The sequence below is a fragment of the Pseudomonas sp. LBUM1669 genome (genome assembly GCF_059695705.1).
Window position 1 is genome coordinate 5,326,226 of sequence record NZ_CP166784.1, and the last position, 15,664, is coordinate 5,341,889.

Consider the following 15,664-nt stretch of genomic DNA (forward strand, 5'->3'; position numbering starts at 1 on the left):
CACAAAGCCCCCTCGCCACAGGGGTCTGCGCTGGAGATTCAGAAGCGCGTGCTGATCCACGACACCAGCAACGCCAGCCCCAGGCAGGCGAAGCCAAAGCGGTAGAAGAACCGGTTCATGCGCAAGGTGGCCCAATCCAGGATGGGCTCTTCGTTCGGGCGGCTTTGACGCTGGGCGACCAGGCTGGCCATGGCGCGTTGTTCACGGCGCCGAGTGGCATGCAGCAGCCAACTGCCCGGAAAGGCCAACAGCAAGGCCAGCAGGTTGATCAACTTGGCGGGATGCTGGGTGAACAGCGAAATCAAATGCAACGACATCACGGACCTCGGCAAAACAGGTGTGGCAGACGCCGAACCGGCGACTGCGGCGCGGATTCTACCGAAAGCCTGCCCCCCTGCCCTGCCTTTCCGACAAATAACGAACCATCTGACCAAATGCTGCCCTGTGTCACGGCTCCGTCATCTGAATACGCCAGTCTGGCGGCCCTCGAAACCGACACGGAAACCGTCATGCTGCACGCCGAAAACCAGGACCGCCTCTACCTCATCGCCCAGAGTGACGAACAACAAAATCTCGTGGGAAGCCTCGCCTTTAACGTTCAGGACCGCCACTGGCTGGTTTATTGCGCATTGGGTGGGCATCAACATGCGGATTTGCCGGAGACGGATTTGCTGACGGGCGTGAGTGTGCTGGATTTCTACTCCCAAGCTGCCTGACCCCACCAGCCCCTGTAGGAGCGAGGCTTGCCCGCGAAGACGGCGGAACATCCAACGGTGATGTTGCCTGACACAACGCGTTCGCGGGCAAGCCTCGCTCCTACAGGTGATCGGTAATCAGCAGGCATGAAAAAGCCCGGGGCCATTGCTGGCTCCGGGCTTTTTTTGAATCTCGCGAAGGTTACTCGCTGAGAATCTGACCAATCGTCGGGTCCTTGAACAGACGCGTCAACGCATCGCTCAAGACATCACTGACCAACTTGGTGTTGGTTTCCTGATTTGGCGCCATGCCGAAACGCTGGTCCAGGGATGCGCCGTAACGGCCGCTGTAGCGACGGTTGGCGTTCTGCACATCCGAGCGGAAGGTTGCGCCGATGGTCGCTTCAGTCACGTACATGCCCTCTTTAGGCGACTGATACTTCAGCTCGGCCAGGGTCACGGTCAACTGCGGAGCATTCAGCGCATTCGACGTCGGGGTGAAGCCCAGCAACCGCACGGCGGCCTCGGCCTGAGCCTGCAACTTCGGCAGGATCTGCGCGCCCTGCACGGTGATCGCGCTGGTCTCGGGGTACAAGCCACCACGGGTGCCCAGGGTTGGCGACGGACGACCGTCCACCACACGCACCACCACCGGCTGACCACGGCCGACCGGCGCCAGCTGAGTCGTCAGCTTGGGTTCAGGGTTCAGTTGTTGCGGGCTGTGGGCGCAGCCGACGAGGGTCAAACTGGTCACAGTGATCAAACCGAACAACAGGCGTTGCAACATGCTCTTCTCTCCAGAATCAGGCACAAACAGGCCCGCAGTATAGCGGTGGGCCACTGCGGGTAACTAGCACCTCACAGTGAATACTGAAATGTCTGACAAACCCTTGGGAAACCGGTTCCTGTCACACATCTGTCACCGCCCATACACTTGCACGTCACGGCTCGCTGGCAATCTTCTCAGTAGGTCACCCACAAGGTACTTCGCCATGCGTTATCTCATCTCGCTGTTCGCTCCACGCCCGCTGCACCGCAGCTTTGCCCTGCTCGACCGCAATGGCCATTGCCAGGCGTTCAAGCAGTGCAGCCTCCAGCCGATGGGCGATGGCTGGGTCGAAATCGAAGAAATCCGCCTCAACTGGCTGCACCATCCGCTGCCCCCGAGCGCCCGTGTCAACCAGCGCCAGCCACGTGCACGGGTGCAACATCTGTTGACCACCTGACCAGACGCCTAATTAAAGTCATTAAACACGTCCATTTCCCTGCGTTTCTTAGATACAATCTCCCCCCGATTATAAGGACGTCTCCTGATCGGGCCTCGCAGCATCGTCAATGCTTCGGTATTGGCACCCCGCACCGCCCACAGAGAGCCGCCCACACAGATCGAGTGAAGCTGGCGCGCTTGCTGTTCCTTGAGCAAAAACCCCACTTTTCGCGAATCTGCAGAGCTGTCATTACGCTCGGTCACTGAGCTGTTTGCCCGTTTTGCCTGTCATGTACCCCATGGCGGCAATCCATCCGGGCACGGTGCCAGGCTGGGACAGCCCTTTTTTGAGGTTCACGTCTTCAAAAGAGCGTGAAAAAAACGGGTTTTCACAACTTCACAAGAGTGTGGCGAGCAAATGAATAGTTTTGCGTCTGAACATGCACCATTAGCGTCTGAAACAGCCCAACGACACAGGACCGAGTGCTCCTCGAACACCGGAGCCTGAAGCCTGTCCGCTACGGATTTGGTTGCACAAACGGATGTCTCGACCATAAGTCGAATTGCCAGCCGCGCGCAGAGATGAGTTCATGTAACTCTTTTGTCCCGGCCGCATGCATCCGTCGAAGTTGCGAAAAATTGCGAAGATTCGGACATGGCGACACTGGCCATGGGTACTTGGGGCATCACTGACACGCCCCGGAACGCTTGGCAGCCATGCCGACAATTTGGTGCTGCAGATTTTGGAGACGCGTTAAATGGCGCATAACGAAACAGTCGATGTAGTACTGGTTGGGGCCGGCATCATGAGTGCCACCCTTGCCGTACTGCTCAAAGAACTCGACCCCGCGATCAAGCTGGAAGTCGTCGAGCTGATGGATTCCGGTGCCGCGGAGAGTTCGAATCCGTGGAACAACGCCGGTACCGGTCACGCCGGGCTGTGTGAGCTCAATTACACCCCGCAGGCCGCCGACGGCAGCGTCGACATCAAGAAAGCCGTGCACATCAACACTCAGTTTGAAGTGTCGAAGCAGTTCTGGTCCTACCTGACCAAAAAAGGCACGTTCGGCTCCTGCAAGACGTTCATCAGCCCGGTGCCGCACCTGAGCTTCGTGCAGGGCAATGATGGCGTTTCCTTCCTCAAGGAACGCTTCAAGACCCTGAGCAAGCACCACGCCTTCTCGGACATGGAATACACCGAAGACAAGGCCACCATGGCCGAGTGGATGCCGTTGATGATGCCGGGCCGGCCAGCCGACGAAGTCGTCGCCGCCACCCGCGTGATGAACGGCACCGACGTCAATTTCGGCGCCCTGACCAATCAATTGCTCAAGCACCTGACCAGCGCACCCGATGCCCAGGTCAAGTACTGCAAGCGCGTGACTGGCCTCAAGCGTAATGGCAGCGGCTGGACCGTCAGCATCAAGGACGTCAACAGCGGTAACTCCCGTGAAGTCGACGCCAGGTTCGTCTTCCTCGGCGCTGGCGGCGCGGCACTGCCGCTGTTGCAGGCGTCGGGCATCGAGGAAAGCAAAGGCTTCGGCGGCTTCCCGATCAGCGGCCAGTGGCTGCGTTGCGACAACCCGGAAGTGGTCAAGCATCACCAGGCCAAGGTCTACAGCCAGGCAGCGGTGGGTTCGCCACCGATGTCGGTGCCGCACCTGGACACCCGCGTGGTCGATGGCAAGAAGTCCCTGCTGTTCGGACCTTACGCCGGTTTCACCACCAAGTTCCTCAAGCATGGCTCCTTCATGGACCTGCCGATGTCGGTTCGCGCCGGCAACATCGGCCCGATGCTGGCCGTGGCGAAAAACAACATGGACCTGACCAAGTACCTGGTCAGCGAAGTGATGCAGTCGATGGAGCAGCGCCTGGATTCCCTGCGTCGCTTCTACCCTGAGGCGAAAGCCGAAGACTGGCGCCTGGAAGTGGCCGGCCAACGGGTGCAGATCATCAAGAAGGATCCGAAAAAGGGCGGCGTTCTGCAGTTCGGTACCGAACTGGTCGCGGCCAAGGACGGTTCCCTTGCCGCCCTGCTCGGCGCGTCGCCAGGTGCCTCGGTGACCGTTTCGATCATGCTTGAGCTGATCGAAAAATGCTTCCCGAACAAAGCCTCTGGTGAATGGTCTGCCAAACTGGCGGAAATCTTCCCGGCTCGGGAAAAGGTTCTGGAGACCGACGCTGCGCTGTATCGCAAGATCAATGCGCACAACAACGTCGCGCTGGAACTGGTTGAAGCCAGTAGCGAGACCGAAAGCTACGCTTGATTCGGTCCCATAAAAAACGCCCCGTTCTCAGTGAGAGCGGGGCGTTTTTTTTAGGGCGCTGAAATCATCTTTGTGGCGAGTTCCTCCCAGAAAGGATCAGCCGCGCGCCTTGGCGATCAACTCGATGTACTCGGCGGCATTGCGCTGATCCTTGATCAGGGCGACGAAGTCATTGCCGTGCTCATCCTTGCCATCCAGGTCCAGACCGGCTGCGACGAAGAACGTCAGAAAACGCTCGAAATCATCGATGCGCAGGCCACGGTAGGCCTTGATCAGCTTGTGCAGGGACGGCGAAGTGGCGTCGACCGGCTCGAAATCGAGAAACAACTTGATCTGCTCATCGCCGATCTCGTCACCAATCACTTGCTTCTTATCTTTACGCATTGCCGACTCCAGCTCGCAGACATTTCACGGGGCGGGCAGTTTACCCCTGCCCGGGCACAAGGCTCAACGCGGACGAACAGCGCCCGTGTGCAGATCAGCCCAGACATGGCCGTTGGCGTAGCTGAGGAACTGGCAATACACCGTGTCATTGCGCAACAGGTCGATCACCACCCGGTACTGCGCCATCGGGTAAAACAGCGTCAGGGTTTTGCTTTTTTCGTCGTAGATCGGCTTTTTAAGGCTTTTGCTTTCGCCATCGAAGTTGACCAACACCTGGTTGATGGTCGCGCCCTTGTTCAAGGATTTGCCCTTGAGACGGATCAACACCGGCGACGTGACCGGAATCGGCTGTTGATTGGACTGACGCTGGCTGCCGACCACCACCGAATATTCGGTGACCTGCAACAGCTGTTGCTGGTCGGGCTCCGCGTCACGCAGGGTCAGGTCGTCGGGCGGCAGGAACTGCGCATGCATCGGCGCCGGGGCGGCCGCCAGAGGCAGGCTGAGGGTCAGCAACAGGGCGGCGCAGCTGCGGATCAAAAGGCTCATGACGGGCTCCGAAGGCGAGGCCAGGCACTCTAGCATGAGGATCAACCGCGCGAATTGGCGATATAGGTCAATACTTCGCAGTACGAGGCTGGCCATGCTGGACGAGCTTTCAGCCGTCGTTCAACAGTGCTTCGTCTTCTAGGGAGTGTTCATGACGTTCTCCGTCCCCCCGTTGTTTGCGGCCTGGCGTCAGACCTGGCGCGCCGGCTACACCCTCAGGCGCTTACGCGGCGACATCAGTGCCGGGGTGACGGTAGGGATTATCGCCATCCCGTTGGCCATGGCCCTGGCGATTGCCGTGGGTGTACCGCCCCAGCAAGGGTTGTATACGGTACTGATCGCTGCGCCCCTGATCGCCCTGACAGGCGGTTCGCGTTTCAATGTCAGTGGGCCGACCGCCGCGTTCGTAGTCATTCTGCTGCCCATCACCCAACAATATGGCCTGGGCGGCCTGCTGCTTTGCACCATGCTTGCCGGCGTCATCCTCATTGCCATGGGGCTGATTCGAGCCGGGCGGTTGATTCAGTACATTCCGTACCCGGTCACCCTGGGCTTTACCGCCGGGATCGGCATTGTCATTGCCACCCTGCAATTGAAGGATTTGCTGGGCCTGAACACCGCCGGCCAGGCAGAACACTACATCGAACAGCTGGGCGTATTGATTCTGGCGTTGCCCAGCGCCCGGCTAGGGGACGGGATCATCGGCCTCACCTGCCTGGCCGTTCTGATTGTCTGGCCACGGTGGGTGCCGAGGATTCCGGGGCATCTGGTGGCGCTGACCATCGGCGCGCTCCTGGGGTTGGCGCTGGAGCACGGCGGGCTGGCGGTGGCGACATTGGGTGAGCGTTTCAGCTATATGGTCGACGGCGTCAGCCATCCCGGCATTCCGCCGTTCCTGCCAAGCTTCGATTGGCCTTGGAATCTACCCGGCCCCGACGGCCAGCCGCTGCACCTGTCTTACGATTTGATCCGTCAGTTACTGGCGCCGGCGTTCGCCATTGCCATGCTCGGCGCCATTGAATCCTTGTTGTGTGCGGTGGTGGCGGATGGCATGACCGGCAGCAAACACGACCCCAACGCAGAACTGCTGGGCCAGGGCCTGGGCAACCTGATCGCACCGTTGTTCGGTGGCATTACCGCCACGGCGGCCATTGCCCGAAGTGCCACCAACGTGCGCAGCGGAGCCTTTTCGCCACTGGCCGCCATTATTCATAGCGCCGTGGTGCTGCTGGCAATACTCGTCCTCGCACCGCTTTTCAGCTACTTGCCGATGGCTGCACTGGCCGCTTTGCTGATCATGGTGGCGTGGAGCATGAGCGAGGCCCGGCACGTGTTCCATACCTTGCGCATCGCGCCTCGCAGCGATGTGCTGGTCTTGCTGACCTGCCTGAGCCTGACGGTGTTGTTCGACATGGTGATGGCCGTCGCCGTCGGCCTGCTGCTGGCCGCCGGGTTATTTATCAAACGCATGAGCGATCTCACCGACACCGCCGAACTGCCCCGCGCCTTCCATCAGGCCTTGCAGGACATGCCGGAGCATGTTCGTTGCTATGCGATACGCGGGCCGCTGTTCTTCGGCGCTGCTGAAAAAGCCCTGGGGGTGCTACGCAAATTCAACCCGGAGGTCAAAGTGGTCATCGTCGAGATGAGCGCCGTGCCGATGCTGGACATGACAGCGCTGGTGGCCTTCGACAATATCCTGAGGGATTACCGCACGGACGGCATCGGCCTGATTCTGGTGGCGACCGCTCCAAGGGTGCGCCTGAAGCTCAGGCGCGCGGGCATCCATCGGGAACAGCGTCAGTTGGCCTACGTGAACAACCTGGAACAGGCGCGTCGCAAAAGCGAACGCTGGCTGGCCGGGGAAAATTGAGCGCACGGCTCAATCAAACTGCGCGCGCATCCACGCCTGATACTCGGCCACACCAGGCTCGCCTTCGCGTGGCGCCCACGGAGCAAGCTCACCCTCACCGACCGGGCGATAAGGGCCGGCTTTGCACTCGAACATCACGCTATCGGCTTCCAGCACGACCAGGCCATGGAACACGCCGTGAGGAAGATCGACGCCCACCGATTCGCCAGCCGCTTGCAGAACGCTCGTGTGGATAACGCCTCCAGACTCATCAAAAATCAACAGGCCGAGACGCCCCCGCAGCACCAACAGCGTTTCCGCCTTGTCATCACTCAGGTGCCGATGAGGGGGAATATACGTACTTGGCTGCAAACCCACGGCCATGCGATGGCACGGCTCTTCCATCCGATGAAAGTTGTGATGCTGGCGCCCGCGCGGATTGGCCGCAGCCTTCTCGGCCAACTCAGTGAACAGTGTTTGATCAAGAAAGCTCGGCGTGGCCAATGATTACATTCCTTTAACAGCAAAAATCCCGTTGGCGTTACGCCAGTAGCCTTTGTAGTCCATGCCGTAACCGAAAATATAACGGTCGATGCACGGCAGGCCGACGAAATCGGCTTTCAGGTCCGGGCGAGCCTTGCGGTCGTGGTCCTTGTCGATCAGCACGGCGGTGTGCACTTTGCGCGCGCCAGCGTGTTTGCAGTAGTCGATGATTGCGCCCAGGGTATGACCTTCATCGAGGATGTCGTCGATGATCAGCACGTCGCGGTCGAGGAACGAAACTTCCGGCTTGGCTTTCCAGAACAGGTCGCCGCCGCTGGTTTCGTTGCGATAACGGGTGGCGTGCAGGTAGGACGCTTCCAGCGGGAAGTGCAGATGGGTGAGCAGCTTGCCGGCGAAAATCAGGCCGCCGTTCATCACACAGAACACCACCGGATTGCTGTCAGCCAGTTGTTCGTTGATGTGTGCACCGACGCGGGCGATGGCCGCCTCGACTTCAGCTTCGGTGTACAGGCAGTCAGCCTCTCGCATGATTTGACGGATATGCTCGAGATCAGCGGACATGGCGCTCTCCAGGGGGGGACTGATTAAGGAAAAGCGGGCAAAGGTACGCATCCCGCACGGCCAGATCAAGCGTTTGTGGACTAACGTACTGTATGTCTATAGGACAACACCCTCGGATAGATTAATCTAAGCCGGTTTTTTTGCCCGCCGCCGGAGCCTTTCCCATGCCCATCCTCGAGATCCGCCATCCGCTGATCCGTCATAAACTCGGCCTCATGCGCCGCGCCGACATTAGCACGAAGAATTTCCGTGAGCTCGCTCAGGAAGTCGGCGCCCTGCTGACCTATGAAGCCACCAAAGACCTGCCGCTGGAAACCTACGACATCGAAGGTTGGTGCGGCACCGTGTCGGTGGAGAAAATCGCCGGCAAGAAAATCACCGTGGTGCCGATCCTGCGCGCCGGCATCGGCATGCTCGAAGGCGTACTGAGCCTGATCCCGGGCGCCAAAGTCAGTGCCGTCGGCGTGGCCCGCAACGAACAAACCCTGCAGGCCCATACGTATCTGGAAAAACTGGTTCCGGAAATCAATGAACGCCTGGCAATGATCATCGACCCGATGCTCGCCACCGGCAGCTCCATGGTCGCCACCATCGACCTGCTGAAAAAGGCTGGTTGCCGCGACATCCGCGCCATGGTGCTGGTTGCCGCGCCGGAAGGCATCGCCGCAGTGGGCAAAGCGCACCCGGACGTGATGATCTACACCGCCTCCATTGATGAAAAACTCAACGAACACGGTTACATCATCCCAGGCCTTGGCGATGCCGGTGACAAGATCTTCGGCACCAAGCAGAAGGACGCTTGAGCATGCAGCAAGAGTTCAACGATCCGCTCTGGCGCACGGTGCTGTCTGGCGCACAGATGCTGTTCGTGGCCTTCGGCGCCCTGGTATTGATGCCGCTGATTACCGGCCTCGACCCGAACGTGGCGCTGTTTACCGCAGGTCTGGGGACGATTTTGTTCCAGATCGTCACCGGGCGTCAGGTGCCGGTGTTCCTGGCGTCGAGCTTTGCCTTCATCACCCCGATCATTCTCGCCAAGGGCCAGTTCGGCCTCGCGGCAACCATGGGCGGCGTGATGGCGGCGGGTTTCGTTTACACCTTCCTCGGCCTGGCCGTGAAGATCAAAGGCACCGGTTTCATCGACCGCCTGCTGCCACCGGTGGTGATTGGTCCGGTGATCATCTCCATCGGCCTGGCCATGGCGCCGATTGCCGCCAACATGGCGATGGGCAAGGCTGGCGATGGCACCGAGCTGATTCATTACCAGACCGCCATGCTGATTTCGATGCCGGCATTGCTGACCACCCTGATCGTCGCAGTGTTCGGTAAAGGCATTTTCCGCCTGGTGCCGATCATTTCCGGCGTGCTGGTCGGTTTTGCCATGGCGTTCTACTTCGGCGTCGTCGATACCGCGAAGATTGCCGCGGCACCGTGGTTTGCGATTCCGCACTTCACCGCGCCGGAGTTCAACTGGCAGGCGATTCTGTTCATCGTTCCGGTAGCCCTGGCGCCGGCCATCGAGCACATCGGCGGGGTGATTGCCGTCGGCAGCGTGACCGGCCGCGATTACCTGAAGAAGCCCGGCCTGCATCGCACCCTGCTCGGCGACGGCATTGCCACCACCGCAGCCGGGCTGTTCGGCGGCCCACCCAACACCACCTACGCCGAAGTGACGGGCGCGGTGATGCTGACCAAAAACTACAACCCGAAAATCATGACCTGGGCGGCGATCTTTGCCATCAGCCTGGCGTTCGTCGGCAAGTTCGGCGCACTCCTGCAAAGCATCCCGGTGCCGGTGATGGGCGGGATTCTGTGCCTGTTGTTTGGCTCGATCGCGGCGGTGGGGATGAACACGCTGATTCGCCACAAGATCGACCTGGGCGAGGCGCGCAACCTGGTGATTGTCTCGGTGACGCTGGTATTCGGGATTGGCGGTGTGCTGGTCGGCACCGGCACCGGCCCCGACGACTTCGGCCTCAAAGGCATCGCGCTATGCGCGGTGGTGGCGATCGGGCTGAATCTGTTGCTGCCGGGCAATGACAGCTGGAAGCACAAGAAGGCGGATGAGCCGTTGTTGTAGTCAGCCTTGAGAATGCCTTCGCGGGCAAGCCTCGCTCCTACAGAATTGCGTCGTTTTGTTGAGCGACACACAACCTGTAGGAGCGAGGCTTGCCCGCGAAGCTTCTAAAGCGCCAGCGGCGCTCGTTCACACAAGGCACTCAACGCCCGCGCCCACTGCGGATCATCGTTGAGACACGGCACCAGCACCAATTCCTCGCCCCCCGCCTCGCGGAACAATTCCTTGCCGCGATCACCGATCTCCTCAAGCGTCTCGATGCAATCGGCAACAAACGCCGGGCACATGACCAGGACTTTCTTCACGCCCATCCCGGCCAATTCATCGAGGCGCGCCTCGGTGTAGGGTTCAATCCATTTTGCTCGACCCAGACGCGACTGGAACGACACCGACCACTTGCCGTCCGGCAGGCCTAACCGTTTGGCAAACTCAGACGCCGTGCGCAGGCATTGGGCTCGGTAGCAGGTCGCCAATACCTCTGGCGAAGCGTTCAGACAGCAATTCTCGCCTTTGAAGCAATGGTGACCGGTAGGGTCGATCTTGGTCAGGTGCCGCTCTGGCAAACCGTGAAAGCTCAGCAGCAAGTGATCGTAATCCTGCTGCAAATAAGGCTTCGCGCTGGCCACCAACGCATCGAGGTACTCCGGCTGATCGTAGAACGGCTGGAGAATCGAAAACTGCACGTCGAGCTGCTTCTCGCGCACTACCCGCTTGGCTTCCTCAATCACCGTGGTCACGGTGCTGTCGGCGAACTGTGGATAAAGCGGCGCAAGGGTAATGTTTTTGTGGCCCTGAGCCGCCAGCTGGACCAGTTTCGTCTCAATCGACGGCTCGCCATAACGCATCGCCAGCTCTACCGGCCCGTGGCTCCACTGAGCAGTCATGGCCTGCTGCAGGCGACGGCTGAGCACCACCAGCGGCGAGCCCTCCTCCCACCAGATCGACGCGTAGGCGTGGGCGGACTGCTCCGGGCGCTTGATCAGGATCAGCGACACCAATAAGCGTCGCACCGGCCATGGCAGGTCGATCACGTAGGGATCCATCAGAAATTGGTTGAGGTAACTGCGCACATCCGCCACTGATGTGGAGGCAGGCGAACCCAGGTTAACCAGAAGCAACGCGTGATCGGTCATGCAACGTCCTATTTCAGAGGCGGCTGGACAGGTCGTCCAGGGCCGCGCGCAAATCAGTGAACTGGAACGTGAAACCCGCTTCCAGCAAGCGCTCCGGTACAGCCTTCTGGCCGCCCAGCAACAACAGTGACAACTCGCCCAGGCACACTTTCAAGGCCAGGGCCGGCATCGGCATGAACGCCGGGCGGTGCAGCACACCGCCCAATGTCTTGGCGAACTCGCGGTTGCGCACCGGTTTAGGCGCGCAGGCATTATATGGACCGCTCGCGTCATTGCGATGCAGAAGAAAATCAATCAGGGCGATTTGATCGTTGATATGAATCCAGGGCATCCACTGCCGACCACTACCCAAAGGCCCGCCCAGCCCCAGTTTGAACGGCAGCAACAGCCGCGACAAAAAGCCGCCTTCGGCGGACAACACCAGGCCGGTTCGAATCAGAACCACCCGAACCCCCATGGCCTCGGCGCGCTGAGCGGTTTCTTCCCAGGCAATGCACAACTGACTGGCGAAATCATCGATGGACGGCGGAGACGCTTCGGTCAGCTCCCGCTCGCCACTGTCGCCGTACCAGCCAATGGCAGAACCCGAGATCAACACCTGCGGTTTCTGCTCGCGGCTTTCGAGCCAGGCCAGCAAGGTTTCGGTCAGGGTGATGCGACTGCTCCAGAGTAAGGCTTTGCGTCTGGTGGTCCATGGCCGGTCGGCAATGGGTGCGCCCGCCAGGTTGATAATCGCATCAACTGGCTCTTGCCCGAGGTCTTCCAGCAACGCGACGCCGCGAACCTGGGCACCACAAATGTTCGCGACTTTTTCCGGTGTGCGGCTCAAGACGGTCAGGCGATGTCCCTGGCTCAACCAGTGTCGGCAGAGTTGACGTCCTATCAAACCAGTACCGCCGGTCAGCAATATGTGCATGACTTCTTCCTCGCGTGGCGTTTTACCCTGATCACTAGTCTATTTTTATAAGCAGGGATCTTTGGTATCGGGCAGTGTCTGTGTTTAACAATAGGCCAAGCTGTCAGATCGAGAACGCTAAAAGTTATACCAAAAAACAATATTGTACAGGTTTAAACCACGGCGTAGTCTGTACAGAAAGGTAAACGAGGCCCCTATGACTGTACCCATCGCAATCATCGGCACCGGCATCGCCGGGCTCTCAGCCGCGCAGGCCCTGACGGAAGTCGGGCACATCGTTCAACTTTTCGATAAAAGCCGCGGCAGTGGCGGACGCATGTCGAGCAAGCGCAGCGATGCGGGTGCCCTGGACATGGGCGCGCAGTATTTCACTGCCCGCGACCGTCGCTTCGTCACCGAGGTCCAGCGTTGGCAATCCAACGGCTGGGTCGCCGAGTGGACGCCACAGCTCTACACCTTCCAAGGCGGCCAGCTCAACCTGTCACCGGACGAACAGACACGCTGGGTCGGCACGCCGCGCATGAGCGCGATCACCCGTGGCCTGCTTGGCGATCTGGAAGTGCATTTCGCCTGCCGGATCACCGAGGTGTATCGCGGTGAAGAACACTGGCATCTGCAAGACGCCGAAGGCTTCACCCATGGTCCGTTCAGTCACGTGGTGATCGCTACGCCGGCGCCTCAAGCCACGGCATTGCTGGCCTCCGCACCGAAACTCGCCGGGGCCGCCGCCGGGGTGAAAATGGAGCCGACCTGGGCGGTAGCGCTGGCATTCGATACGCCGCTGGATACCCCCTTGGAAGGTTGCTTCGTGCAGGACAGCCCGCTCGACTGGCTGGCGCGCAACCGCAGCAAACCCGGGCGCGACAACACCCTGGACACGTGGGTGCTGCATGCGACCAGCGCCTGGAGCCGGCAACATATCGACCTGCCCAAGGAGGCGGTGATCGAGCAACTGCACGGTGCGTTTGCAGAACTGTTGCACAGCGCCATGCCCGCCCCGACCTTCAGCCTCGCGCACCGCTGGCTCTATGCGCGGCCTGCCAGCAGTCACGAATGGGGCGCCCTGGCCGATGCCGACCTGGGCCTGTATGTGTGCGGCGACTGGTGCTTGTCCGGGCGTGTCGAAGGCGCCTGGCTCAGTGGCCAGGAAGCTGCACGACGGTTGCATGAGCACTTGCAGTGAATAGAATCAATCCGAGTAAATTGCTGCTGTCAAAATGGACAGCAGCCCACCCGCAAAACCGCGAAAAACATTTTCTGGTGACCGAGTTGTTCCGCGATGAGGAAGGCACGGTGCTGGAAGTCGAGTTGCAGGCGGTGCTGACCCAGCGCAGTGAGCTTCTCCCCTGGCAGTCCCTGAAAGATAGCGACGGCTGGATACTCGGCTGGAAGTAGATCCTGTGGGAGCGAGCCTGCTCGCGAATGCGGTGTGTCAGCCCCCCATGTATCGCCTGATCCACCGCTATCGCGAGCAGGCTCGCTCCCACAATGGAATGCATCTCTTTCGAAAACTTATACAAACAATTTGACTTGTACACCTTTGAATCTATGATAAAGACAAAGTTGTACGGAGCCACAACTCTGTACAGGTATGGATTCGAGGTGTTCCGATGCATGCACAGCCAACGACTCTACCGAAAATCGCCATCAGCGCCTGCTTGATGGGGGCCGAGGTGCGTTTCAACGGTGGGCACAAGGAATCGCGTCTGTGCAGCCGAACCCTCACCGACTATTTCGAGTTCCTACCGGTGTGTCCGGAAGTCGCCATTGGCCTGGGTATCCCTCGCGAACCGATCCGCCTGATCGGCGACCCCGAACATCCCGAAGCCGTCGGCACCGTCAACCCCGACACCAACGTCACCCGGCCGCTCGCCGAGTACGGTCAGAAAATGGCCGCTGAGCTGGACGATATCTGCGGCTACATCTTCATGCAGAAATCCCCTTCCTGTGGCCTCGACCGGGTCAAGGTCTACCACGCCAACGGAGCGCCGGTGGAGGGCGGTGGACGCGGCATCTACGCCCAGGCGTTCTGCGCCCTGCACCCCGACTTGCCGGTGGAAGAAGATGGCCGCCTTAACGACCCGGTACTGCGCGAAAACTTCTTGACCCGCGTGTTCGCCTACAGCGCCTGGCAACAGTTACTGCAGGAAGGGATAACGCGACGCGGCCTCACGGAGTTTCACTCGCGCTACAAATACCTGCTGATGGCCCATAACCCGGTGCAGTACAAAATCCTGGGCAATCTGCTGGGCAATATGGGTCAGACCGATCCTGCGGAACTCGGCCCGCGCTATTTCAGCGAGCTGATGGCGGCATTGAAGAAATGCGCCACGCGGCGCACCCACACCAACGTTCTGCAACACATCAGCGGTTATCTCAAGCAAGTCATCAGCCCTGAAGACAAGCAGGAAATGCAGCACGTCATTGGCCAATACCGGCAAGGCATCGTGCCGCTGGTGGTGCCACTGATGCTGCTCAAACACTACTTCCGCCAACACCCGGATCCTTACATCGCGCAGCAGGTTTACCTTCAGCCGCACCCGGAAAACCTCAGCCTGCGAAACGCAATCTAATGAAAAGCCCAATCGACACCAGCGCCAGCGAAGACCTTGGCGCCGACTTCAAGAAAGCCCTGGACGAAGGCTGGTTGCCAATTCGCGAAGTGGCGCGCCAGACCGGCGTGAACGCCGTGACCCTGCGTGCCTGGGAAAGACGTTACGGGCTGATCGTGCCCCAGCGCACGCCCAAGGGGCATCGCCTGTTCTCTGCCGAACACGTGCAACGGATTTTGACCATCCTCACCTGGCTCAATCGCGGCGTAGCCGTCAGTCAGATCAAGCAGCTGCTCGACACGCCCCAGGCCGTTACCGAAACCCTCTCAAACGATTGGCAGGTGCTGGGCCAGACGCTGTTGCAAGCGGTGACCCAACTCAATGAGCGCACGCTGGATGACACCGTCAATCAAGCCATGGCGCTGTATCCGCCCCGCACGTTGTGCGAACAACTGCTGATACCGTTGCTGGCGGAACTGGAACAACGCTGGCAGGGCCAGTTCGGCGCGCAGATGGAGCGGGTGTTTTTCTTTTCCTGGTTGCGCAGCAAATTCGGCGCACGTATCTACCATAACAACCGTCAGCTACGCACTGCGCCATTGCTGTTGATCAACCACTCGGACCTGCCACTGGAACCTTGCCTGTGGCTGACCGCGTGGCTGATCAGCAGCGCCGATTGCCCGGTGGAAGTGTTCGACTGGCCGCTGCCGACGGGCGAACTCGCGCTGGCGGTCGATCACCTGCAAGCCCGCGGCGTACTGCTGTACTCCAGCAAAGCCATGAACATTTCGCAGCTGTTGAAACTTTTGAATGGTGTCAGTTGCCCAAAAATGATTGCCGGACCAACGGTATGCATCCACCACGCTGAGCTGTCCGTAAGAACTTCCGAAATCACTGATTTGTTCCTGGCTGAAGACCCGCTTTCGGCTCATCAGGAACTGGTCAAGCGTGGGCTTATTTAATGAAC

General features: G+C 59.9%; 18 protein-coding genes. 10 read left to right on the top strand and 8 right to left on the bottom strand.

Annotated elements, in window-relative coordinates; all coding sequences use genetic code 11:
- Nucleotides 1–38: 38 nt before the first annotated feature.
- Complete coding sequence (locus ACA051_RS24680) at nt 39–317, bottom strand: hypothetical protein (RefSeq protein WP_497305380.1); 279 nt, start codon at nt 315–317, stop codon at nt 39–41.
- Nucleotides 318–509: 192 nt separating this feature from the next.
- Here ACA051_RS24680 and ACA051_RS24685 point away from each other — a divergent pair, with 192 nt between their 5' ends.
- Nucleotides 510–716 carry a hypothetical protein gene (locus ACA051_RS24685; protein WP_010458215.1) on the top strand — a complete coding sequence of 69 codons (207 nt, stop codon included), beginning with the start codon at nt 510–512 and terminating at the stop codon, nt 714–716.
- Between the two features lie 181 nt (nt 717–897).
- Here the strand turns inward: ACA051_RS24685 and ACA051_RS24690 are convergent, their stop codons facing one another.
- A complete protein-coding gene (locus tag ACA051_RS24690) occupies nt 898–1,482 on the bottom strand; it encodes a YajG family lipoprotein (RefSeq protein ID WP_109634763.1) in 585 nt (194 codons plus the stop codon).
- A gap of 205 nt (nt 1,483–1,687) precedes the next feature.
- Here ACA051_RS24690 and ACA051_RS24695 point away from each other — a divergent pair, with 205 nt between their 5' ends.
- Both ACA051_RS24695 and mqo read left to right on the top strand, forming a co-directional pair.
- Nucleotides 1,688–1,921, top strand: coding sequence for a hypothetical protein (locus tag ACA051_RS24695; protein WP_497305382.1), 234 nt, complete (start codon nt 1,688–1,690; stop codon nt 1,919–1,921).
- 739 nt (nt 1,922–2,660) lie between these two features.
- Nucleotides 2,661–4,169, top strand: coding sequence for a malate dehydrogenase (quinone) (gene mqo / locus ACA051_RS24700; protein WP_497372300.1), 1,509 nt, complete (start codon nt 2,661–2,663; stop codon nt 4,167–4,169).
- A gap of 96 nt (nt 4,170–4,265) precedes the next feature.
- Here the strand turns inward: mqo and ACA051_RS24705 are convergent, their stop codons facing one another.
- Together ACA051_RS24705 and ACA051_RS24710 are read right to left on the bottom strand one after the other, a co-directional pair.
- Nucleotides 4,266–4,553: a PA4642 family protein gene (locus ACA051_RS24705; protein WP_010458223.1), complete on the bottom strand. Its 288-nt coding sequence runs from the start codon at nt 4,551–4,553 to the stop codon at nt 4,266–4,268.
- A 63-nt stretch (nt 4,554–4,616) separates the two neighbouring features.
- Nucleotides 4,617–5,102, bottom strand: coding sequence for a hypothetical protein (locus ACA051_RS24710; protein WP_497372302.1), 486 nt, complete (start codon nt 5,100–5,102; stop codon nt 4,617–4,619).
- A 151-nt stretch (nt 5,103–5,253) separates the two neighbouring features.
- Here ACA051_RS24710 and dauA point away from each other — a divergent pair, with 151 nt between their 5' ends.
- Nucleotides 5,254–6,975 (top strand): C4-dicarboxylic acid transporter DauA, encoded by a 1,722-nt coding sequence (gene dauA / locus ACA051_RS24715; RefSeq protein ID WP_497372303.1) that lies wholly within the window; start codon nt 5,254–5,256, stop codon nt 6,973–6,975.
- A 9-nt stretch (nt 6,976–6,984) separates the two neighbouring features.
- On the opposite strand, the gene ACA051_RS24720 is transcribed toward dauA, so the two are convergent.
- Entirely contained in the window at nt 6,985–7,458 is a 474-nt protein-coding gene (locus ACA051_RS24720) for a WbuC family cupin fold metalloprotein (protein WP_497305390.1), read from the bottom strand.
- A 3-nt stretch (nt 7,459–7,461) separates the two neighbouring features.
- A complete protein-coding gene (locus ACA051_RS24725) occupies nt 7,462–8,019 on the bottom strand; it encodes a hypoxanthine-guanine phosphoribosyltransferase (protein WP_219094372.1) in 558 nt (185 codons plus the stop codon).
- 164 nt (nt 8,020–8,183) lie between these two features.
- Here ACA051_RS24725 and upp point away from each other — a divergent pair, with 164 nt between their 5' ends.
- Together upp and ACA051_RS24735 are read left to right on the top strand one after the other, a co-directional pair.
- Nucleotides 8,184–8,822: a uracil phosphoribosyltransferase gene (gene upp, locus ACA051_RS24730; protein ID WP_010458234.1), complete on the top strand. Its 639-nt coding sequence runs from the start codon at nt 8,184–8,186 to the stop codon at nt 8,820–8,822.
- A 2-nt stretch (nt 8,823–8,824) separates the two neighbouring features.
- A complete protein-coding gene (locus ACA051_RS24735; RefSeq protein ID WP_131059474.1) occupies nt 8,825–10,099 on the top strand; it encodes a uracil-xanthine permease family protein in 1,275 nt (424 codons plus the stop codon).
- A gap of 104 nt (nt 10,100–10,203) precedes the next feature.
- Here the strand turns inward: ACA051_RS24735 and hemH are convergent, their stop codons facing one another.
- Nucleotides 10,204–11,229 (bottom strand): ferrochelatase, encoded by a 1,026-nt coding sequence (gene hemH, locus ACA051_RS24740; protein WP_497372305.1) that lies wholly within the window; start codon nt 11,227–11,229, stop codon nt 10,204–10,206.
- A 13-nt stretch (nt 11,230–11,242) separates the two neighbouring features.
- A complete protein-coding gene (locus ACA051_RS24745) occupies nt 11,243–12,145 on the bottom strand; it encodes a TIGR01777 family oxidoreductase (protein WP_497305394.1) in 903 nt (300 codons plus the stop codon).
- A 196-nt stretch (nt 12,146–12,341) separates the two neighbouring features.
- Between ACA051_RS24745 and ACA051_RS24750 the strand changes: the two genes are divergently transcribed.
- The 4 genes from ACA051_RS24750 (at nt 12,342) to ACA051_RS24765 (ending at nt 15,659) form a co-directional block, all read left to right on the top strand.
- On the top strand, nt 12,342–13,328 hold the full coding sequence (locus ACA051_RS24750; RefSeq protein WP_497305396.1) for an NAD(P)/FAD-dependent oxidoreductase: 987 nt from the start codon (nt 12,342–12,344) through the stop codon (nt 13,326–13,328).
- Entirely contained in the window at nt 13,325–13,540 is a 216-nt protein-coding gene (locus tag ACA051_RS24755) for a TIGR02450 family Trp-rich protein (RefSeq protein WP_497372307.1), read from the top strand. Before ACA051_RS24750 ends, ACA051_RS24755 begins: the two co-directional genes overlap by 4 nt.
- Nucleotides 13,541–13,755: 215 nt before the next feature.
- Entirely contained in the window at nt 13,756–14,718 is a 963-nt protein-coding gene (locus ACA051_RS24760; RefSeq protein WP_497305400.1) for a YbgA family protein, read from the top strand.
- Nucleotides 14,718–15,659 (top strand): MerR family transcriptional regulator, encoded by a 942-nt coding sequence (locus tag ACA051_RS24765; RefSeq protein ID WP_497305402.1) that lies wholly within the window; start codon nt 14,718–14,720, stop codon nt 15,657–15,659. Before ACA051_RS24760 ends, ACA051_RS24765 begins: the two co-directional genes overlap by 1 nt.
- Nucleotides 15,660–15,664: the final 5 nt, after the last annotated feature.